Annotated in this window: 15 protein-coding genes; 7 read left to right on the top strand and 8 right to left on the bottom strand. The window is 69.7% G+C overall.

Annotated features, from left to right (window positions below; translation table 11 throughout):
* Positions 1-17 precede the first annotated feature (17 nt).
* A complete protein-coding gene (gene pulA, locus ACOKM3_RS35530; RefSeq protein WP_426905344.1) occupies positions 18-5336 on the bottom strand; it encodes a pullulanase-type alpha-1,6-glucosidase in 5319 nt (1772 codons plus the stop codon).
* Positions 5337-5554: 218 nt separating this feature from the next.
* On the opposite strand from pulA, the gene ACOKM3_RS35525 reads away from it, so the two are divergent.
* The gene (locus ACOKM3_RS35525) at positions 5555-6988 is read left to right on the top strand and encodes an alpha-amylase (RefSeq protein WP_426905343.1); all 1434 of its coding nucleotides are present in this window, start codon (positions 5555-5557) and stop codon (positions 6986-6988) included.
* A 17-nt stretch (positions 6989-7005) separates the two neighbouring features.
* Here the strand turns inward: ACOKM3_RS35525 and ACOKM3_RS35520 are convergent, their stop codons facing one another.
* The 5 genes from ACOKM3_RS35520 to ACOKM3_RS35500 form a co-directional block, all read right to left on the bottom strand.
* Positions 7006-7461 (bottom strand): hypothetical protein, encoded by a 456-nt coding sequence (locus ACOKM3_RS35520; RefSeq protein ID WP_426905342.1) that lies wholly within the window; start codon positions 7459-7461, stop codon positions 7006-7008.
* 72 nt (positions 7462-7533) lie between these two features.
* Positions 7534-9195 carry a glycoside hydrolase family 13 protein gene (locus ACOKM3_RS35515; RefSeq protein WP_426905341.1) on the bottom strand — a complete coding sequence of 554 codons (1662 nt, stop codon included), beginning with the start codon at positions 9193-9195 and terminating at the stop codon, positions 7534-7536.
* Between the two features lie 24 nt (positions 9196-9219).
* Positions 9220-10143: a sugar ABC transporter permease gene (locus ACOKM3_RS35510; RefSeq protein ID WP_426905340.1), complete on the bottom strand. Its 924-nt coding sequence runs from the start codon at positions 10141-10143 to the stop codon at positions 9220-9222.
* A gap of 19 nt (positions 10144-10162) precedes the next feature.
* On the bottom strand, positions 10163-11155 hold the full coding sequence (locus ACOKM3_RS35505) for a carbohydrate ABC transporter permease (protein WP_426905339.1): 993 nt from the start codon (positions 11153-11155) through the stop codon (positions 10163-10165).
* Positions 11156-11253: 98 nt separating this feature from the next.
* On the bottom strand, positions 11254-12528 hold the full coding sequence (locus ACOKM3_RS35500; protein WP_426905338.1) for an extracellular solute-binding protein: 1275 nt from the start codon (positions 12526-12528) through the stop codon (positions 11254-11256).
* Positions 12529-12800: 272 nt separating this feature from the next.
* Here ACOKM3_RS35500 and ACOKM3_RS35495 point away from each other — a divergent pair, with 272 nt between their 5' ends.
* From ACOKM3_RS35495 to ACOKM3_RS35470, 6 genes are all read left to right on the top strand, one after another.
* Positions 12801-13886: a LacI family DNA-binding transcriptional regulator gene (locus ACOKM3_RS35495; protein WP_426905337.1), complete on the top strand. Its 1086-nt coding sequence runs from the start codon at positions 12801-12803 to the stop codon at positions 13884-13886.
* Between the two features lie 565 nt (positions 13887-14451).
* Positions 14452-15639 (top strand): hypothetical protein, encoded by a 1188-nt coding sequence (locus tag ACOKM3_RS35490; protein ID WP_426905336.1) that lies wholly within the window; start codon positions 14452-14454, stop codon positions 15637-15639.
* Complete coding sequence (locus ACOKM3_RS35485; protein ID WP_426905335.1) at positions 15636-17834, top strand: tetratricopeptide repeat protein; 2199 nt, start codon at positions 15636-15638, stop codon at positions 17832-17834. Before ACOKM3_RS35490 ends, ACOKM3_RS35485 begins: the two co-directional genes overlap by 4 nt.
* A complete protein-coding gene (locus tag ACOKM3_RS35480; RefSeq protein WP_426905334.1) occupies positions 17831-18412 on the top strand; it encodes a flavin reductase family protein in 582 nt (193 codons plus the stop codon). Before ACOKM3_RS35485 ends, ACOKM3_RS35480 begins: the two co-directional genes overlap by 4 nt.
* A 54-nt stretch (positions 18413-18466) precedes the next feature.
* A complete protein-coding gene (locus ACOKM3_RS35475) occupies positions 18467-18952 on the top strand; it encodes an Lrp/AsnC family transcriptional regulator (RefSeq protein WP_266716029.1) in 486 nt (161 codons plus the stop codon).
* A gap of 32 nt (positions 18953-18984) precedes the next feature.
* Positions 18985-19701: an HAD family hydrolase gene (locus ACOKM3_RS35470; protein WP_426905333.1), complete on the top strand. Its 717-nt coding sequence runs from the start codon at positions 18985-18987 to the stop codon at positions 19699-19701.
* Here the strand turns inward: ACOKM3_RS35470 and ACOKM3_RS35465 are convergent.
* Both ACOKM3_RS35465 and ACOKM3_RS35460 read right to left on the bottom strand, forming a co-directional pair.
* Positions 19649-21313: an AMP-binding protein gene (locus ACOKM3_RS35465; protein WP_426905332.1), complete on the bottom strand. Its 1665-nt coding sequence runs from the start codon at positions 21311-21313 to the stop codon at positions 19649-19651. The two genes, ACOKM3_RS35470 and ACOKM3_RS35465, sit on opposite strands and share 53 nt — an antisense overlap.
* An 11-nt stretch (positions 21314-21324) precedes the next feature.
* Positions 21325-21978, bottom strand: coding sequence for a TetR/AcrR family transcriptional regulator (locus tag ACOKM3_RS35460; protein WP_426905330.1), 654 nt, complete (start codon positions 21976-21978; stop codon positions 21325-21327).
* Positions 21979-22051 lie beyond the last annotated feature (73 nt).

Raw genomic sequence — 22051 nt, 5'->3', positions numbered from 1 at the left:
TGTGAGGGTCAAGCCGCCTACTTCGCGGTGAACACCGCCACCGTACGGGCCGGTACCTCGAAGGTGCCCGAGCCCTTCGCGTACGACGCCGACTTCACCCCCTCGTCCGAGCCGCCGGCCTGCACCGGATGGAGCCGGTACCCGTTCCCCGCGAGGCCCTCGACCTGCTGCTTCTGCCGGTCGGGCGTCGCGTTGAAGACCACCACGAGGTCGCCGAGCCGCATCGTGATGACACCTGGTGTCTCGTCCTTGCCGGAGAGCGGGAAGGACAGGGACTTCTGGACCTCCGCGGACGTGGACAGCCGGAAGGCCGGCTCGGTGGTGCGGATCTTCAGGAGGTCCTGGTACGCGGCGGACGTCCCCTCCATCTCGGCACAGCCCGGCACCTTCACCGACGCCAACAGGGGCTTCGCGTACGGCCACTTGGCCTTGTTGTCGGCGGCCATCGGCAGGCCCCGGCCGAAGCCGTTGCCCGCGCGGCAGTCCCAGTGGATCGCGTTGAACCAGTCACCGCTGTCGAACGAGTTGCGGTCGAGGGACTTCGAGCGCAGCAGATCGGTGCCGGCCTGGGAGAGCGCCGGGCCCTGCGAGAGGGCCGCCGTGGCCATCGCGAGGACCTGCATGCGGGAGCGGTTCGCCGTGCTCGTGGTCGCGGGCAGTTTGTACGTCAGCGTGTCGTAGAGGGACTCGTTGTCGTGTGCGTCGGCGTAGGCGAGGGCGTCGCCGGGGGCGTCCGCGTAGCCGGCGGGCGCGCCGTTGTAGTCGACGTCGGAGCCCTTGACCGTGCGGCCACCGGTGTCCGTGAACTCGTAGGCCGCTAGGTTCCCCGACAGGCCCACCTTGATGAGGTCCTGGTAGTGCAGCAGTCGGGCCTTCTGCTCGGCCGAAGTGCCGTTCGCCTTCGAGGTGTTGGGGTCGGTGTAGAGGCCGGACGCGAAGCCCTGCACCCCCGGGTCCTCGTCGAAGGGCGAGCCGCCGCGCACCGCGTCCCGCGCCCGGTCGGAGAACGTGGCGATGCCGGTGCCCGCCATGTTCTTCTGCGTGGCCTGGACGAAGCGGGCGTCGTCGGCGATCTCGCCGAAGTTCCAGCCCTCCCCGTAGAGGATGATCTTCTTGCCGTCGACGCCGTCCTTCTTGAGGGTCAGGGCGTCGAGGGCCTTGCGGACGTCCAGGATGTTGGCCTTCGGGTGGTGTCCCATCAGGTCGAAGCGGAAGCCGTCGACCTTGTACTCGCGCGCCCAGGTCACGATCGAGTCGACGACCAGCTTGCCCATCATCCTGTTCTCGGGCGCCGTGTTGGCGCAGCAGGTGGAGTTCGCCACCGAGCCGTCGGCCATGAGCCGCTGGTAGTAGCCGGGCACGGTGCGGTCCAGGACGGATGTCTTGTCCTGACCGCTGGCCGCCGTGTGGTTGTAGACGACGTCCATGACGACCCGCAGGCCGTCCTCGTTCAGCGACTTGACCATCTTGCGGAACTCGACGGTGCGTTCGGTGCCGTCGGGGTCGCTCGCGTACGAGCCCTCGGGGACCGTGTAGTGGTACGGGTCGTAGCCCCAGTTGTAGGCGTCCTTGCCGGCCGTCTTGCCGACGCACTCCTGCTGCTGGTCGCTGTCGGGTGCGGATGCCTTCAAGTCACAGTCGGGTGCGGCCTGTTCGGACTTCTTCTCGGGGATCGTCGCGATGTCGAAGGCCGGCAGCAGGTGCACGTACGAGGTGCCGGACTTCGCGAGTTCGCGCAGGTGCTTCGAGCCGTCGGTGTTCTTGTCGGTGAAGGCGCGGTACGTGCCGCGGTCCTTCGCCGGTGTCGTCTTGTCCTCCACCGAGAAGTCCCGGACGTGGAGTTCCTGGATCTGCGCGTCCTTCATGGGTACGGCCTTGGGCTTGGTCAGGCCCGACCAACCTTGCGGCGCGAGAGACTTGTCGGCGAGGTCGGCGACGAGGCTGCGCTCCGAGTTCGCGGTCAGCGCCACGGAGTACGGGTCGGTGACCTTGTTCGTGACGAGTTTCTGGACGCTGGGCGCCCACACCCGCACGGCGTACCGGTACTCCTCGCCGCGCCACACGGCCGCGGGCCCGGTCGCGGACCAGACTCCGCTCGCGTCGTCGCGGCGCATGGGCAGGGTCTTTCCGGCGAGTTCGAGGGACACCTCACGGGCGGTCGGCGCCCACACCGACAGGGTCACCTTTCCGTTCTTGAACACCGGGCCGAGCGACGCCTTTTGAGCGGCGTCCGCGTAGGTGTCGTCGAGGACGCCTGCCGTCTGCACTCCGGTCGCCGCGAGCAGCGCCCCGTTCGACGCCCGCTGCGTGGCGATCAGCTGGCCGCGCAGCGCCTGACGCACCCGGTCGCGGTCGCGCGGGTCGACGGTGAACGCCGGATAGTCCTTGAGGTGGGGGTACTTGGCCTTCTGTGCGTCGCTCAACGCACCGGGGTTCAGCCGCAGCCACTGACCCTCGTCGGTCAGCGCGCCGTCCTCGACGCCGATCCCGCCTTCCGGCGCGTACACCAGCTGCTGGCTGGTGGCGGCGGTGGCCTTCACCTTCCAGAGGACGGTGTCGGAGTCGATCCACTGCGCCTCGGACTTCGAGAGGTCGAGGTCCGCTCCCGAGCCCACGGATGGCAGGAGGTAATTGGTGTCACCGGCGTTGAGCCATGCCTCCTTGCCGTAGGTGGCGAAGTCGAGCGAGCGGTCCGTGGCGATGTCCTTCTCGTCGCCCTTGTGGAGGATGTAGCTGAGCGACGTCGCGCCGTCGGCGAGCGGCACCTCGAAGGTCACGCCGTACGCGTCCTTGCCGGTGGGTTGCAGCGGCTTCGACCAGTCGGTGGAGTTCGCGGCGCCGGTCCAGGTGTGCAGGCCCCAGCCGTCGTAGTCGCCGTCGGGGCGGTGCACGTGGATGACGGCCTTCTTCTCGTCCTGCGGCGGATAGGCGCCGTCGGGCCTGGTCGCGGCCTGTTCGTCCCTGCCCTGCTCGACCCAGACCTCGCCGGTCTTCCCGAGGTCGACGGTGCGCTGCGGCCCGTCGGCCGTGCCGGACTTGTCGATCGTGTACGACACCGATCCCGCGCCGTCGGGGACCTTCACCCAGGCGAAGGCTCCGTAGGCGTCCCGGCCCACGAACTCGGCCGACGTGTCACCGGACTTGAGGCGCCATCCGTCGTAGTCGCCGTCGGCACGCTTGTAGTGGACGACCGCGTAGTCACGGTCGATGGCCGTGGGCTTCTCGGGCGCGGGTGCCTGCCCCGCCGTCGTGTCGGCGAGGGCGCTCGCGGCGCGTCCGGCGCGGTCGACCACAACTGCCTTGTACCGCAAGGGCGTTCCTGCCGCCACCGTGTCCGGGATGTGCTGCGTGATCTTGTATGGGGCGTGGTCCACGGAGCCGAGCGTGCGCCACTTGCCGTCGCCGGCCTGGGCGGCGAAGACGACGCGCGCGGAGGCCGTGTCGCCGGGGTCGGCGGAGAGGGTGACCGTGCCGGCGGCTCCGGCGGCGGGGGCCTTCAGGGCCAGCGTGGGCTTCGCGGTCGGCGCGGGGAGCTTCGACGAGGCGCGCAGGACGAGCGCGGACAGGGCGGGCACGGTGACCTTCACGCGGCCGTCGGACGCCGCCACGGAACCCGAATCACCGTATACGGAACGGAACTTGGCCGACTCCACCGGCAGCTCGACCGTCTTCGCCTCGCTCGCGTTGTTCACGGCGACGACGTACTCGCGGTCGTCGCCGGTGCGCGAGAAGGCGTACACGGAGTCCTTCGCGTACAGCTCCTTCTGCGCTCCGTCGGTGAGCGCCGGGTTGTCCTTGCGGAGCTTCGACAGCGCGGCGATGGACGTGAACAGCGGGTGCTTCGTGTCGTACGCGGCATCGGCGTGCGTGCGGTCGGTGCCGAGTTCGTCGTCGTCGACGTAGTCCGCGACCTTCGAGCCGAACATCGTCTGCCGGGCGTCCTTGTCGCCGCCGGCGCCGGTGAAGCCCTGTTCGTCGCCGTAGTAGACGACGGGGTTGCCGCGTGACAGGAACATCAACTCGTTGGCGAGCTTGTCGCGTTGGACGAGTTCCGTGTCGGGCGCCTTCGGGTTGTCGGACTTCAGGAAGGTGCCGATGCGGCCCATGTCGTGGTTGCCGAGGAAGGTGACCTGCTCGTACGCGTTCGCCTTGTCGGTGGCGTACTTGTAGTCGTCGGCGAAGACCTTGGCGAGCTTGTCGGCGGAGGCACCCTGCGAGGCGTAGGCGCGGGCCGCGTCCTGGAACGGGAAGTCGAGCGTCGCGTCGAGGCGGCCCTGGGTGACGTACGGCGATGTCACGTCGGTGTCGGCCGAGTAGACCTCGCCGAACATGAAGAAGTCCTTGCGGCCGCGTTCGGCGGCGTACTTGTCGAGCGCCGTCGCCCACTGCGTCCAGAAGTGCATGTTCACGTGCTTGGTGGTGTCGATGCGGAAGCCGTCGACGGCGAAGTCCCGCACCCACTTCTCGTAGATCTTCTCCATGCCGGAGACGACCTCGGGGCGCTCCGTCCACAGGTCGTCGAGGCCTGAGAAGTCGCCGTACGTCGTGGACTCGCCCTCCCAGGTCGAGTCACCCCGGTTGTGGTACATCGTGGGGTCATTGAGCCAGGACGGCACCATCTCGCCGGTGTTCTTCGGTGTGTACGGGAAGGAGTCGGCGTCGACCTTCGCCGTGACACCCTTGCTGTCGTCGAAGGGGCGCCCCTTGGTGTCGAGGTACGGGTAGGCGCCCTTGGGGCGGTAGCCGTACTTCTTCTCGGTGTAATCGACGGTGTCGGCGGTGTGGTTGGTGATGACGTCGAAGAAGACCTTCATGCCCTGGCCGTGGGCCTTGGCGATCAGGTTCTTGAGGTCGGCGTTGCTGCCGAAGTGCGGGTCGACCTGCGTGAAGTCGGTGATCCAGTAGCCGTGGTAGCCGGCCGAGGCGTCCTTGCCCTCGCCCTGCACGGGCTTGTTCTTGAAGATCGGGGCGAGCCAGATCGCCGTGGTGCCCAGGTCCTTGATGTAGTCGAGCCGGTTCGTCAGGCCCTTGAGGTCGCCGCCCTGGTAGAAGCCCTTGTCGGTGGGGTCGTAGCCGGTCGCGAGGCGTGAACCGGTCAGCCCGCCCTTGTCGTTGGCGGTGTCACCGTTCGCGAAGCGGTCCGGGAGCACGAAGTAGTACTGCTCGCGGGTGAGGTCGTGTCGGGCCGGCTCGGCCGCAAGCTTTGCGTCCGACGGTGGCGGAGGTGGCGCGGCGGCGCGGGCCGCCAGGGGCTGAGCCAGCGTCACGAGGAGCGCGGCGGCCGCGGTGTACGCGGCGGCGCGTCTGTGCGGTACGCGAATCGGGCTGCGGCTCACGTCATGAACTCCTCGCGGGATGCGGCGTCTTGGGGCGGACCGGCCACGCGCGTGGGGAGGTCGGGCCGGTCCGCCGCGTGACCGTAACGCCTGCCGGAACACGACTGCAAGAGTTGCGAAAGATGTAGCAAGAAATTTCAACCAGCCCATTGACGGGGCCCACTCGTCTGCCCCACGCTCACGACGCGCCACCAGAACCCCACATTCAGGAGCCGCACATGCAGCACGACACATCCCTCACACCCAAAAGCCCTCGTCGGCGCCGCCGCACAGCCACCGCGGTGGCCCTCGGCGCCCTCACCCTCGGCGGCATGGTGACACTGCCCGCCTCCACCGCGACCGCCGCCGACACCGGCACACCCAACGGTGATGTCATCGCCAACCTGTGGCAGTGGAACTGGACTTCGGTCGCCAAGGAGTGCACCGACACCCTCGACCCGGCGGGCTACGGAGCCGTCCAGGTGGCCCCGCCCGAGGAGTCCCTCAAGCAGGCCGACCTCTACTGGTGGGACGTCTACCAGCCGTACTCGTACAAGCTCGACAGCCGCTTCGGCAGCGCGAGCGACTTCAAGTCCATGGTCGACACCTGCCACTCGGCCGGCATCGAGGTCTACACGGACGCCGTCATCAACCACACGGCCGCCCAGACCGGCACCGGCTACGCGGGCACCACCCTCGGCAACAAGTACGACACCACGGACTACGACCCGGCCGACAGCGACGACTGCAAGAAGACGATCGCCAACTGGTCGGACCAGCAGGAGGTGCAGAACTGCGAGCTGCTCGGCATGCCCGACCTCGACACGGGTGAGTCCGGCGTCCGCGAGAAGATCGCGGGCTTCCTCAACAAGCAGATCGACCTCGGTGTCGACGGCTTCCGCGTCGACGCCGCGAAGCACATACCCACCGGCGATCTGAACGCCATCGTGGGCGCCCTGCACACCACGACCGCGGGCGACGCCCCGTACATCACCCAGGAGGTGTATCCCGGCACCCCACCGGCCACCGGGGACTATTATGGCAACGGTGACGTCCTCGACTTCACGTACGCGGCCGCCATGAAGTCGCAGTTCGGCGGCGGTGACATCGCCAACCTGTCCTCGTTCGGCAGCAGTTGGGGGCTGGCCGACGAGGAGCACTCCAACACCTTCGTCACCAACCACGACACCGAGCGCAACGGCTACACGCTCAGCTACAAGGACGGCGCGACCGCCACCCTCGCCAACGTCTTCCAGCTGGCGCGCGGTTACGGGCGTCCCTCGGTCTACGCGGCCTGGAAGTTCGACCAGAGCGACCAGGCACCGCCGAACGACGGCGGCGGCATGGTCACCGGCACCGACTGCTCGGGCGCCTGGGCGTGCCTGGACCGCGACAAGGCGATCACCGGCATGGTGGGCTGGCACAACGCGGCCGCCGGCAAGGCGGTGGCGGACTGGCAGTCACCCACCTCGAACGTGATCGGCTTCGGGCGCGGTGACACCGGATTCGTCGCCATCAACAACTCGTCCGCCGAGAACACGCACACGTACACGACGAGCGTGCCCGACGGCACGTACGACAATGTCGTCGGCGAGGGCTCGGTGACGGTCTCCGGCGGCAAGGTGGAGCTCAAGGTGCCCGCCAAGGGCGCGGTGGCCTTCCACACCTCGTAGCCGCACCACATAGCTGTTCAGTGCGGGTCGCGGGCGCGCCGCATCGCCCACATCACGTAGGCGGTCGCGCCCGCGACGGCGAGGGCCGCGCCGTAGCCGAACACCATCGCGCTCTCCGGCGGTGCCTCGTCGACATGTGCCGAACCGGAGGCGGAGACCCAGATGCGCAGCGGGCCGAGAGTCTGTCCCGGTTCGAGCGCCTCGTCGTAGTACCCCTTCTCCCCGAGGCCGTGCACGATTCCGTGCACGGCCTCTCCGTGCGGTGTCTTCCACACGAAGGTGTCACTGTTCTCCGCCTGCTCGCTGTTCTCCGTCTGCTCGTTCGCCGTGGCCCAGTACCCGTCCACGTACGCACGTGTCGCCACCAGCGCATGGCGCAGCGGCAGCGCGAAGGCGACGAGCACCAGCGCCCACACCACGGCCCGCACGGCCCAGCGGGCGCCCGGTGTCCGGCCGCCCCTCCCCTGTGACATCACATCCGGGAGCCTATGCCGCAGGGGCGGCACCCGGTCGGGTGCCGCCCCTTTCTGGTGCCGTAGCGGGGGTCAGGCGATCTCCCACCACACCGTCGTGTCGGCTGGCAGCTCGATGTCTCCGTCGGCCACCGTGACCGGCGCCGAGGCGAGCAGCACCGTGCCGGGCGCCGGGATGCGCACCGCCGCGCCCGTCGTGTTGACCGTGCAGGCGAAGCCGGAACGCTCGAAGTGGAGCACACCCTGCGGGGCGTCCCCGTGCCACTTCACACCGTCGCCTGCGCCGAGGCCCGGCGTGGCCCGACGCAGCGCGAGCGCCGAACGGTACATCTCCAGCGTCGAGTCCGGATCGCCGGTCTGCGCCTCGACGCTCAACTCGCCCCAGCTGTCGGGCTGCGGGAGCCAGCTGCCTCCGTCACCGAACCCGTACGAGGATCCCGTGCGGGTCCACGGGATCGGCACGCGGCAGCCGTCGCGGAAGCCGTCCTGGCCCTCGGCGCGGAAGTACGAGGGGTCCTGGCGGACCTCGTCGGGCAGGTCGGTGACGTCCGGGAGGCCGAGTTCCTCGCCCTGGTAGATGTACGCCGAGCCGGGCAGGGCGAGCATCAGCAGGGTGGCGGCGCGGGCGCGGCGCAGGCCGAGTTCGCGGTCGCCGGGGGTGCGGATCTGGGTGCCGCCGGGCGGGTTGGCGTAGCGGGTGGCGTGCCGGGTGACGTCGTGGTTGGAGAGGACCCAGGTGGCCGGGGCGCCGACGGGGCGCATCGCGTCGAGCGAGCTGTCGATGATCTCGCGCAGGCCCTCCGCGTCCCAAGGGGCGCCCAGGTACTGGAAGTTGAAGGCCTGGTGCAGCTCGTCGGGGCGGACGTAGTTCGCGGTGCGCTCGACGGTCGGTGTCCAGGCCTCCGCGACGAAAATGCGCTCGCCGTCGTACTCGTCCAGGATCGTGCGCCACGAACGGTAGATCTCGTGCACGCCGTCCTGGTCGAAGAACGGCATCACGTCGTTGCCGAGGAGCTTCAGTTGCTCGCCGCCGCCGATGTCCGGGAGCCCTTCCGCCTTGACCAGGCCGTGGGCGACGTCGACGCGGAATCCGTCGACGCCCATGTCCAGCCAGAAGCGCAGGATGGAGCGGAACTCGTCGGCGACCGCCGGGTGTTCCCAGTTGAGGTCGGGCTGCTCGGGCGCGAAGAGGTGCAGGTACCACTCGCCGTCCGGGAGCCGGGTCCAGGCGGGGCCGCCGAAGATGGACTCCCAGTCGTTGGGCGGGAGTTCACCGTTCGCGCCCTTGCCGGTACGGAAGTGGTAGCGGTCGCGCAGCGGCGATCCGGGGCCGTCCGCGACCGCCCGCTTGAACCACTCGTGCTGGTCCGAGGAGTGGTTGGGCACGAGGTCGACGATGATGCGCAGGTCGAGGGCGTGCGCGTCGCGGATCACCGCGTCGGCGTCGAGGAGGGTGCCGTACATCGGGTCGACGGCCCGGTAGTCGGCGACGTCGTAGCCGCCGTCGGCCTGCGGCGAGGCGTAGAAGGGGGACAGCCACACCGCGTCCACGCCCAACTCGCGCAGATGCGGCAGGTGTCGGCGGATGCCTTCGAGGTCACCGGTGCCATCGCCGTCGCTGTCCGCGAAGCTGCGCGGATAGACCTGGTAGATGACCGCGTCCCGCCACCAGTCGGTGGCCCGGCGGGTCGTGGTGGCGGCGGCCACCGGCTCGTCCGTGGAGTGCTGGCTCATGATGTCCTTGCTGCGTAGCCGGGTTCAGCCCTTGGTCCCGCCGGCGGTCAGGCCGGTGACCAGGTGCTTCTGGACAAGGTAGAAGAAAGCGGTCACCGGGATGGCGATCAACACCGCGGTCGCCGCCATCAGGTTCCACTGCGCGTCGTGTTCGCTGACGAAGCTCGACAGGCCGATCGCGAAGGTGTACTTGGTGTCGCTGAGCAGGAAGGTGTTGGCGAAGGCGACCTCGGCGAACGCCGTGATGAAGGCGTAGAACGCGGCGACCGCGATGCCCGGCTTCGCGAGCGGCAGGATCAGCCGCCAAAAGGTGCCGAACGGGCTGAGCCCGTCGATCCGGCCCGCCTCGTCGATCTCGCCGGGGATGGTGTCGAAGTAGCCCTTCAGCAGCCAGGTGCAGTAGGGCACGATCGTCGTGCAGTTGATGAGGATGAGGCCCTGGTAAGTGTCGATCAGGCCGAGTTCCGAGAAGATCTCGTAGATCGGCACGATCAGCACGGCGATCGGGAAGGCCTGCGTCAGCAGCAGCACCCACATCAGCGGGCGGTAGCCGGGGAAGCGCATGCGGGAGACGGCGTAGCCGGTGGTCGCCGCGAACAGCACGCCGACGAGCGTGGTGCCGAGCGCCACGATCAGCGTCGAGGCCGCCCAGTGGAAGAACTGGGTGTGCTCCAGGACGTAGCCGTAGTTGTCGAAGGTCGCCTTGCTGAGGATCTTGCCCGGGTGCAGATAGTCGTCCTTGTCGGGCCCGAGCGACAGATACGTCAGCCAGACGACGGGGAAGAGCGCGATGAGGCTCGCCACGGCGAGGACGCCGTGCGTGAGTGCCTTCGCGAGGGGGCTGCGCTCGCCGCGCCTGCGTACGCGCCGGTTGTTCGTGGGAGCGGCGTCGGTCGCGGGGCGCTGTGCGGGGATCCGCGACGCGGAGCGGGTGGTCGTGGTGCTCATGATGTCGGCTCCTGCGGCGTCAGAGGGCGAGCTGCTCATTGCGCTTCAGCCAGCGGTAGTAGAAGGACGTGAAGACGGTGAGGATCGACAGGAGCAGCACGCCGTACGCGGCGGACTGCGCGAAGTCGCGCGGCTGCTGCCCGAAGCCGAGGCGGTAGGCCCAGGTGACGAGGATCTGCGCGTCCGGTGCCGTGTTGCCGAAGAGCAGGAAGATGATCGCGAACTGGTTGAACGTCCAGATGATGCCGAGCAGCACGACGGTGGAGCTGACCGGCCTGAGGCCCGGCAGCGTGATGTGCCGGAAGCGCTGCCAGGCGCTCGCGCCGTCCATCTCGGCGGCCTCGTACAGCGACCCGTCGATGGACTGGAGCCCGCCGAGCAGCGAGATCATCATGAACGGCACACCGCACCACGTGTTGACGAGGATCGCGGCGATCCGCTGGAAGTTCGGGTCCTCCAGCCAGCTCGGCTGCGGCAGATGCAGCGAGCCGAGGGCCACGTTGATGATCCCGGAGTCGGCGAGCATGATGCGCCACGCGAAGACGGTGACGAAGGTCGGGACCGCCCACGGGAGGATCAGCAGCAGCCGGTAGAACGTGCGTCCGCGCAGCTTCTCGTTGAGGAGCAGCGCGAGGCCGAGCCCGATGCAGTAGTGCAGGGCGACGCAGATCGCCGTCCACGCGATGGTCCACACGAAGTGCGACCAGAAGCGGTCGTACGAGGAGGGGCCCCACAGGATGTCGGCGTAGTTGTCGAGGCCGACGAACTTGTAGGTGGCCTCGATCTGGTTGACACCGATGGTGCGGGCCGAGTTGAGGCTGTTGGCGTCGGTGAGCGTCAGGTAGAAGCCGCGCACCAGCGGGTAGACAACGAGGACACCGAGCACGACGACCACCGGGGTGATCATCGCGTACGCGTACCAGTACTTGCGGTACGAGTCCTTGAAGCGCCGGATCGGGCCTGGGCGCGGCGCGCGCTTCTTCGCGGCCGGGCGGTCGACGGCAAGGGTCATGCGGGGCACCTTCTGAATCGAACTGCGGCAGGGCTGCGACAGGGCTGTGCCGGTTCGCGCCCACCCCTCCGGGGCGCGAACCGGCCGTTGCTAGCGGGTCACTTGGAGAAGCCGGGCAGCAGCTTGGCGAACGAGGTCTCCAGGCTGCTCACGCCCTGGTCCAGGGACTCCTTGCCGGTGGCGACCTTCGGCAGCTCCTGGTCCATCGGCGTCCACAGCGAGCTGTACTCGGGCAGCTCCGGGCGCGGCTGCGCGCTGGAGAGCACCTTCTGGTAGCCGGCGATGCCGGGGTCGGCGGTGACCTTCGCGGTGTACGCGTCCTGGCGGGTGGGCAGCGTCGCGTTCTTCAGGGCGATCTGCTCCTGCGTCTTCGCCGACGTCATCCACTTCACGAACTTCAGCGAGGCCTCCTGGTGGGCCTTGTCCGAGCCCGCGTAGAGGGACAGGTTGTGGCCGCCCGTCGGGGCGCCCGGCTTGCCTCCGGACCCTGCCGGGACGGTGGCGATGCCCAGGTTCTTCTTGTCCTTGAACGCGGAGCCCTTGTAGAAGTTCGTGATCTCCCACGGGCCCTGGATGGTCGAGGCGACCTTGCCGTTCACGAACGCGTCCTGGATGTGCGCGTACGCGTCGGCGGTGGCGTCGGCCTTGTGCAGGCCCTTGCCGCTGAACAGGCCCTTCCAGGTGGTGAGGCCCTTCTTGGCAGCGGCGGAGCCGATGGTTATCTTCTTGCCCGCGGGGTCGACGGTGTCGGTGCCCTCGCCCATCAGGAACGGCTCGGCGTAGTAGCCGGCCGTGGAGCCCCAGAAGCCGTCAGCGCCGGTCTCGGCCTTCACCTTGGCCGCGTCCTTCTTCAACTGGTCCCAGGTGGTGGGCGCTTCGGTGATGCCCGCCTTTTTGAAGAGGGCCTTGTTGTAGACGAAGGCGAGGGTGTCGGTGACGAGCGGGACACCGTAGGTCTTGCCGTCGAACTGGGCCTGCTTGATGAGCGACGCCTGGAATTTGTCCTTGTCGGCGAGCGCCTCGGTGCCGTCGAGCGGCAGCAGGTAGCTCTTCTTGGCGAACGCCGGGGTCCAGCCGACCTCGGCGCGCAGCACGTCGGGGGCGCCGCTCGCGCCGGCCGCCGTGTCGAACTTGTTCTGCGCCTGGTCGAAGGGCACGTTGACGTACTTGACCTTGATGTCCGGGTTGGCCTTGGTGAAGTCCTTGGCCAACTGCTTGTACGTGGGTGCCTCGTTCGTCGCGTTCGAGGTGTCCCACCACGTGATGGTGACCGGGCCCGACGCCTTGTCGCCGCTGTCGTCACTTCCACCGCAGGCCGTCGCCGCGAGTGCGAGGGACGCCACCACCGCGGTGGCCACAATGCCACGCCGCATGAGAACTCCTAGAGGGTTGGGCCCGACTGAGCGACGTGAACGTAACAGCGCTGCAAGCCCGAGGAAAGACCTTGCTGAAAAATATTGCAGAGATGGGCGGAGGTTACGGCTTCGTGACCTCCAAGTTGCGGCGCTGAGCGGGTGGTTATCGCCCGTTACATGGGCCTATGTGGCACTGCAAGGGCCTGCAAGCTCTTGCCACGGGGCCGCGTCACAGGGATCATCGGGACTCTTGCAAGCTCCCTCAGCTCTTGGCCCCCACAAGGAGTGCGATGACCCAGCTGCCCGCCCAGGCCGCCCGCAAGGCGGTCCCGGCTCCGCCCGCGACCGCGCGCCTCGCCGACATCGCGGCGCAGGCAGGGGTGAGCGAGGCGACGGTGAGCCGGGTCCTCAACAGCAAGCCGGGCGTCGCCGCGGCCACCCGCCAGTCGGTCCTCGCCGCGCTCGACGTGCTCGGCTACGAACGTCCTGTACGGCTGCGCCGGCGCAGCGAGGGGCTCGTCGGCCTGATCACGCCCGAGCTGGAGAACCCGATCTTCCCGGCGCTCGCCCAGGTCATCGGCCAGGCCCTGACCCGCCAGGGCTACACACCCGTCCTCGCGACGCAGACCCCGGGTGGCTCGACAGAGGACGAGCTGACGGAGATGCTCGTCGACCGTGGTGTCACCGGCATCATCTACGTGTCGGGACTGCACGCGGACACCACCGCGGACATGCGTCGCTACGAGCAACTCCGGGCACAGGGTGTGCCGTTCGTGCTCGTGGACGGGTTCTCGCCGCAGGTGCGGGCGCCGTTCATCTCGCCGGACGACCGGGCGGCCATGCAACTGGCGGTCACCCACCTCGGCTCGCTGGGCCATACGCGGATCGGCCTGGCGCTCGGGCCGAAGCGGTTCGTGCCGGTGCAGCGGAAGATCGAGGGCTTCGTGCGGGCGATGCGCGACCGGTTCGACCTCTCCCCCGACGACATCGAGCGCGAGTTCGTCCAGCACTCCCTGTACACGCTGGAGGGCGGGCAGGCAGCCGCCTTCGACCTGATGGACCGCGGCTGCACGGCGATCGTGTGCGCGAGCGACATGATGGCGCTCGGGGCGATCCGGGCGGCGCGGCAGCGGGGTCTTGAGGTGCCGGACGACATCTCGGTGGTCGGCTTCGACGACTCCCCGCTCATCGCGTTCACGGACCCGCCGCTCACGACGATCCGCAAGCCGGTGCAGGCGATGGGGCAGGCGGCGGTCCGCACGGTGCTCGAGGAGATCGGTGGGACTCCCGCGCCGCACACGGAGTTCGTGTTCATGCCGGAGCTGGTGGTCCGGGGGTCGACGGCGTCGGGTCCGGGCGTCATCGGCCGGCGATAGAAACAAGGCCCGAAGCGCTGAACGCTGCGCCACCCCGCTCCGTATCCCGCACTGAGCCCGGGGCGCACCGGGCTGCTACGGGGGCCGTGCGGGAGGCACGGATGGCACGCAGAGCGCACCGCTGATCACGGGCGGCGCGGCCGACCGAAGGCGCCGCGCCCGTTTCGATCTCTTCTCCTTGCTTGCCGAGTGAACTCTGCTTTCTTTTTTCCCCGTGTGAGGAGTGCCGCTTCCCCCTGCCCGGAAACAGCGGGAAAGCGGCCGCGAAAACAGTTCCGGAAGTTGTGTACGGATGCTTCAATTCCGCGTTGACATGCCCGAATTGGCATGTCAAAGCTTGCTCCAGCACCGCGATTCCGGAATTCGCACCACTCCGATGCCCCGGAAGGGGGAACACCATGAAGAAGATTTCTGTCCGCAAGGCAGGGCCGATCCGTCTGACCACGGCCTGCTACTACCTCTGCGGCGACGCCGCGTAATTTGCGCCTCCTCGGCCGGGGCCGGACCGCCTTCGGGGTCCGGCCCCGGCCACCTGACTTCCGTCTCCCACAAGGGGGTGTGCCGGATGAACGACACCGTTCGTCTGCACCGGCTCACGATGGTCGCCGAGGACGACGGCGTGATGATCGGCCGGCCCGACACCGGTTCGTACGCGGTGTTCCCCGAGGAGGGGGCACAGGCGCTGCGGATGTTCGCCGACGGGGCGTCCGTCGGCGAGGTCGCCGACTGGTACGAGCGCACGTGCGGCGACCCGCTCGACATGGACGACTTCCTGGAAACCCTCGCCGACCTCGGCTTCCTGCACACCGGCGAACCGGTCGTGGAACAGCGGCGGGTGCGCAGGCAGGGGCTCGGCAGAGCGCTGTTCTCCTGGCCGGCCTGGACCGCGTACGCCGTCCTGGTGGCGGCCGCGGTGGCCATGATGGTGCGCGAGCCCGGGCTGCGGCCCTCGTACCACCAGGTGTTCTTCACGCACTATCTGACGCTCATTCCGCTGACCGTCTTCGCGCTCGCGCTGCCGTGCATCGTCGTGCACGAGGCGTTCCACGCGCTCGCCGCGCGGCGGCTCGGCCTGCCGTCCACGCTCGGCATCGGGCGCAGGCTGTACTACATCGTCGCGGAGACGCGGCTCGATTCGCTGCTCAGCGTGGAGCGCGGGAAACGCTATCTGGTCTTCTGCGCAGGCATGTTGGCGGATGTTGTTCTGCTGTGCGGTTTCACGCTGCTTTCGCTCGCGCTTGACACGAACGTAATTCCGTCGTGGATTCACAAACTCTGTCTCGCTGTCGCCTTCACCTGTGTCCTGCGTCTCATCTGGCAATTCCTGTTCTATTTGGAGACGGACATCTATTACGTGGTGACGACCGCCACCGGATGTACGGATCTGCAGAATGCGTCGCGGTTCCGGCTGCGTACCGGGTTCCGCAAAGCACTTCGGCTCGCGCCGCCCACGGCGGACACCGAGTGGTCGCCGCGCGACCGTGCCATGGCCCGCTGGTACGCACCGCTGCTCTTCGCCGGATACGGGTTCTCGCTGGCCTCGCTGGCCTGGGCCGGGATCCCGACCGCCACACGCTTTTGGACGACGGTCGCCGACCGGCTCGGCGATCCGCACACCCCGTTCTGGGACCTGGTCGACGCGGCGGGCTTCCTGCTCCTGTCCGGCCTTCAGATCGGTCTGCTCGTCCACATCACGCTGCGGGACCGGCGGAACCGGTCCCGTACCAAGTCACCTCAAGGAGCCCTGACATGACCGCCCACCTCTCGACACACCACTGGTGGTTCGACGCCACCGCGGACACCACGGCCGCCGAGTCACCACCGTCACCGTCCCTGGAGGTCGCCTGCCACCGCCGGTTACGCGGCCCGTTCACCGCCGCGCACTTCCTCCTGCACCGGGCCGTGCCCCAACTGGTCGAGCGTGACAGCAAGTTGGTGGCGTCGGCGCGGGCGGCCGAGGTGGAGTCGATCGCCCCGGAGCTGATGGAGATCGTGCCGACGCCGCCGCAGACCCTCACCAACCTCGCCGACGCCAAGGAGCGCACCCGCTTCTATGCGGCGACCCGCGCCCTGCGCATCGCGCACGGCGTGGCCGAACTCCTCATGGACTGGGCGCGGGTGGCCCACCCTCGCGGCCTCACCCTCGCCTTCCGGGGCCTGGACGAGGCCGATCCCACGGACCGGGATCTGGTGGCCGTGCTGCTGCGGCGCTGCGATCCCGCCACCCTGACCGTGGTCGTCGACGGCGCGGGGGCGGCCGACGACCTGCTCGGCAAGGCGCTCGCCGCGCACACCCACCGGGTCCCCCGACTCCCCATCGTGGACGCGGAGTTGCTTCCCGACACGGACCTCGCGCAGCGCTACATCGACAGCGACGGCACCAGTGACGACGCCCGTCTGCGGCGCGCCTACGAAGCACTGCCCGCCGCCGAGCGTTCCCGCCGGCACACCCTCCGCGCCGAACTGCTCGCCGGTCGGGACGAGCCGACGCTGCGGCTCGGGGCGATCCCGTACCACCTGGAGCACGGCACGGACCCGCGGGGCGCGGGCGTCGAGGCGATCGTCCAGGCCGTCAACTCCTGCTTCAACAAAGGGTTCTACGAGGCGGTGGTGGACCTCGCCGAACGCGGCAGGGCGCTGCTGGCCGGCGTCGAGCCCGACCGTACGTACTGGAACCTGACGCACAAGACCGGCGCCTGCCTGTGCTATCTGGGGCGCGGCGCGGACGCGTTCGCGTACTTCGAGGAGATGCGGCGCGGCTCCACCTCGCAGGACGCGCACATGGGAACCGCGTACCTCATGGCGATGCTGTACACCCGGTTCCTGCCGAAGGCCGCGCACGACGAGGACCTCGCGCTGGCCTGGGTGAACACGGCGATCGCGATCGCGGACGTGCACCCCGACCCGCACAAGCGGGTCCTGGTACGGGCGTTCATGCGCAACGCACGGGCACTGGTCGAGCTGCACCGCGGCAACGCCGACGGTTCGCTCGCCCTGGTCGAGGAGGCGATGGCGATCACGGACGCCGACTTCGGCCCGGACGAGCAACTCCTGCACCGCTCCGTGCTGTTGTACAACCGGGCGCAGGTGCGCGGCGCGCGCGGCGACCACACCGCTTCGCTGGCCGACTACGACGAGGTGATCCGCCGCGACCCGGACTACGGCGACTACTACTTCGAGCGGGCCGCCCAGCACCGCGCGCTCGGCGCTGCCCACGAGGCGCTCGCCGACTACGCGACCGCGATCCGCCTCACGCCGCCGTTCTACGAGGCGCACTTCAACCGGGCCGATCTGCTGCGGGAGTTGGGCGACGACGCGGGCGCGCTGCGCGATCTGGACCATGCCCTCGCCATCGAGCCGGACCACCTCGACTCGCTGCTGCACCGCGCGGACCTGTCCCTGGAGCGCGGCGACTTCGACCGGGCCCGCGCCGACATCGACCACGGCCTCGGCATCGCGCCCGACAACTCCCACTTCCTCGCCACGCAGGGCGCGTTGCACTCCGAACTGGGCGACACGGGAGCCGCGTACGAGAGCTATTCGGCGGCGCTGAAGGCGGATCCGGGCTGCCTCGCCGCCTGGGCGAACCGGGCCGTCCTCGCCTTCGACGCGGGCCGCCCCGCCGAGGCCGTCGCCGACCTGGACGCGGCCCTCGCGCTCGACGACGACGCGGAGTTACGGGCCAACCGGGCCGTGGCGCTCCAGTCCCTCGGCGATCACCGGCGCGCGGCCGCCGATCTGGACCGGGCGATGGCCTCGGCCGGCGGCGCGCCCGACCCGGAGCTGCTGTACCTGCGGGGCGTCAGCCGCTTGGCCCTCGACGACCCGTCCGGGGCGCTCACGGACTGGCGCGCCCACTTGGCCGCGTACGAGCGCGGCAGCGCCTCGCCGCACGCCGAGGAGATCCACGCCCGCGCCGGGGCCGCGCTGCGGGAGGGCGCGGCGTGACCGCCGAGGCGACGAGTCCGCCGGGTGTCGAAGCGGCCGAGCCCGAACTCGTACGGTCCGCGCTGCGGCGGCACGCCAAGGGGGTCGCCGTGATCACGGTCGGCGGGGAGCGGCCCGCCGGATTCTGTGTCACCTCGCTCGCCTCGCTCTCCCTGGACCCGCCGCTCCTGTCGTTCACGGTCGGCCTGCGGTCGGGTTCGTGGGAGGCGGTGCGGGGCGCGACGCATGTGATGGTGCAGCTGCTCGCGGCCGGTCAGGAGGAGGTGGCGCGGGCCTTCGCGGGCCCGCGCCACGCCCGCTTCGGGCCGGGCACCTCCTGGCACCGCGACGCGCTGGGCCTGCCCGCCCTGGACGGCGTGCTGGCCCGCTTCGTGCTCACGCCGGTCAGCACCCGGCCGGTGGGCGACCACGCGCTGGTCATCGGGCTCGTGGTGCGGGCGGACCGGGTCACGGACGCGGGGCCGCTGGTGCACCACGACGGGACGTTCGTCGGCCTCCCGGGGCTGCCGGGCACGCCCGGCGCGACCGGCGGCACTGGCACCATCGGCACGACAGGCACGACAGGTGCCAGGCACTGAGCCATTGGTACAGTCGGCCGCGTTCCGCCGCGCCACCGAAGGAGCCCGACGCCCATGGCAGTGGACCAGCTCGACACCCGCATCCTGCGGCTCCTCCTGGAACAGCCCCGCACCAGCATGCGCGAGTACGCCCGGATCCTCGGCGTGGCCCGCGGCACGCTCCAGGCCCGGCTCGACCGGATGGAGCGGGACGGTGTGATCACGGGCGTGCAGCCGTCCCTCTCCCCCGCGGCCCTCGGCCACCCGGTGCTCGCCTTCGTGCACATCGAGACCACGCAGGGCCACCTGGGGGACGTCGGGGACGAGCTCGCGGGGGTGCCGGAGATCATCGAGGCGTACTCCACCACGGGCGGCGGTGATCTCCTCGCCCGCGTGGCGGCGCGCGACGCCGAGCATCTGGAGGATGTGATCCAGCAGCTCAACCGCCTGCCCGGCGTGGTCCGCACCCGCACCGAGGTGGCGCTGCGCGAGCGCGTCCCGCACCGGCTGCTGCCGCTGGTCGAGGCGATCGGGAAGGCGGCGGGACAGCCGCGCGGATGATCCGGGGTCCCCGGTCCTGCATCCTGGTTCCCATGAGCGACGCGAACCACCCCTCGTACCACTTCGGCGACACCGCGATCGTCTTCGATCTCGACGGCACCCTCGTGGACAGCGAGCCGAACTACTTCCGGGCCTCCCTGGCCACCCTCGCCCGCCAGGGCGTCAACGACTTCTCGTGGGCCGACCACGAGACGTACGTCGGGATCTCCACGCTGGAGACCATCGGCATCTGGAAGCGGAAGTACGGCATCGAGGCGCCGGACGGCGAGCTGCTCGAGGAGATGAACGCCCGCTATCTGGAGCTCGCGCGCGCCGACACCCATGTCTTCCCGCAGATGCGGCTGTTCGTCGAGCGGCTGCACGCGGCGGGCGTGCCGATGATCGTCGCGTCGGGCTCGTCCCCGGAGGCGATCGACGCGATCCTCACCGGTACCGGGCTCATGGCGCAGCTGCCGCTGTACGTGTCGGCGGACGAGGTCGAGCACGGCAAGCCGGCCCCCGACGTGTTCCTTGAGGCGGCGCGCAGGCTCGGCACGCAGGCCCCGCACTGTGTGGTCCTGGAGGACGCGGCGCCGGGGGCCGCCGCCGCGCACGCGGCCGGCATGCGCTGCATCGCGCTGCCGTATGTCGCGGCGCAGGCGGAGGACCCGGCGTTCACCACGGCCGACCTGCTGTTCAAGGGCGGTCAGGAGGAGTTCACGGCGCGGGCCGCGTGCGAGTGGCTCGAGCGCTCAGCTCCGTCTTCCTGATCTTCCCGGTGGGGGTGAGCGGCAGCTCGTCGAGGATCTCGACGATGTGCGGGACCTTGTACGTCGCCATGGCCCCGGCCGCCCACTCCTTGAGCGCGTCCCCGGTGAGCGCGGACCCGGGGACGGTGCGCGCGAACGCGTACGGGCGCTGACCGCTGTCCGGGTCGTCGACGGCGACGACCGCGGCGGCGAGCACGTCGGGGTGCTGGGCGAGCAGTGTCTCCACTTCCGTCGGGAAGACACTCATGCCCTTCACCTTGATCATGTCCTTGTCGCGGCCCAGGTAGTGCAGGCAGCCCTCTTCGTCGAGGGCGCCGATGTCCCCGGTGTGCAGCCACCCGTCGCGCAGCGCGCTCGCGGTGGCCTCGGGCGCGCGCCAGTAGCGGGTGAGCACGGACGGGCCGCGCACCACGATCTCGCCCCGCTCCCCCAGCGGCAGCGGCTCGCCGGTGGTGAAGTCGACGACCATGAAGTCCGTTCCGGGGACCGGGAGTCCGCAGAACACCGGGTCGCTCAGCAGATCGTGGTCGCCGTCCTGGAAGCCGAGTGTGTTGGTGTCACTGGTGTGTGTCTCGGTCATCCCGTACGAGGCCTCGCGCAGCACACTGTGCTCGCCGACGGCCTCCTTCCACCGCGCGCGCAGGGCCGGGGTGAGCTTGCGGATGAAGGAGACGGTGAGCGGGCTCGACAGGCTCGTCAGGTCGTGGCGCGCGAAGTCGGGGTGGTCGAGGAGTTCGAGGTAGTTCTCGACGGTGCCGGCCATGGTGGTCGCGCCGTGGGTCTCGATGGCGTCGAGGACCTCGCCCGCGTTCCAGCGGGTGAGCAGGATGCTGGTCCCGCCGGAGACCAGCGGGGCGAGGATGCCGAGGTTCTCGCCGGCTATCCAGAAGATGGGCAGGTAGCAGACCGAGACGATGCCGCGCTCGCGCTCCGCGTCCGTGGCCGTGCGGCCGTTGTCGATGGCGGTGGCCGTGTAGACCATGTGCCGCTGGGTGTGTTCGCAGCCCTTGGGGAGCCCGGTGGTGCCTCCGGTGTAGTTGAGGGCGGCGAGCGCGTCGAGGTCGTCGGCGATGGACTCGTGGCGCTCGTGTGCGACTGCCCGCGGCCAGTCGGCGTCGGCCAGCACGGTACGTACGGGGGTGTCGGGGCGCACCTCGTCGACGGCGGGCAGCAGTGCGTCCCGTGTGACGACCAACTCCGGTGCGGCATCGTTCAGTTCATGCCGCAGCTCGGCCGCACGGAACATCGGGTTCACCGGTACGTGCACCGCGCCGATGCGCAGCACGGCGAGCAGGGCGACGACGAAGCGGGCCCCGTTCGGCAGGAAGACGCCGACGCGGTCGCCCGGCCGTACGCCCTGTTCGGTCATCCATCCCGCCAACCGGGCGCTCTGGTCGTCGAGTTGCCGGTAGCTGAGGGTCTCGGCCGCCGTGACGATCGCGGGCCGGTCCGGATGGCGCACGGCCCAGCGGGCCACATGTCCGGGGAGCGTCAACTCCCCGGCCTCGTGGCGGGTTTCGGACGACTGGCGGCCGGACCTGGACTTCACCTGGCGGGCGCGCAGGTCGCGCAGATACGCCTCTGTGTCGATGGTGGACGTGCCGTGAGACAACGTGCGGCTCCCTACTGCTGCGGTGCTGCTCCGATACCGAGAAGGTGCAGGTACATGACGGTCGCGTCGGCGACCGCCCGGTCGTACGTGTCCGGTCGCTCGGCGACGAGCCGCGCGAACTCGATGCTCATGCCGCCGACGGCCCGGGACAGGGTGAGCGGGTCGACGACCGGGTGCGCCCTGCCCTCGGCCGCGACCCGGCGTACGTAGCGGGCGGCGCGGCGGACCGGACGCTCGCGGATCTCCTCCCACAGGGCGCGCACCTCGGCGTCGCCCCGCGCCTGCTGTTCGAGCAGGACGAGCAGCGGCAGGTGGCGCGCGTAGGCGGCGATGAACGCGGCCGTGGAGGCCCGCGCGACCGCAGCCACGTCGTCGGGGTCCACCCCGGGAACGTCCTGCGCGGTGAGGAACGCGTCCCGTACGCGCCCCGCGAGCACCCGGAAGACCTCTTCCTTGGACGCGAAGTAGACGTAGAAGCCGGCCCGTGACACCTCGGCCTGCGTCGTGATGTCGGCGATCGTCGCCGGGCCGTAGCCGAGCCGGGCGAAGACCTGCTCGGCCGCGTCGAGCAGCCGTCCGCGCGCCGGGGCGTCGGTCCGGTCGCGGGCGGTGCGGGTCGCCCATTCCTGCCGCCGGGGCGGTCTGTCCTGCTGACTGCGTGCCACAGCGCCCAGAGTATTGACGTTGACGTCAGTGTCAATGAACATGACGGAATCCGTTCCTGAATCCGAATTCGAC

It is taken from the genome of Streptomyces nidicola (assembly GCF_050106155.1).
Taxonomy (GTDB): domain Bacteria; phylum Actinomycetota; class Actinomycetes; order Streptomycetales; family Streptomycetaceae; genus Streptomyces.
This window is presented reverse-complemented; position numbering and strand designations above follow the sequence as displayed.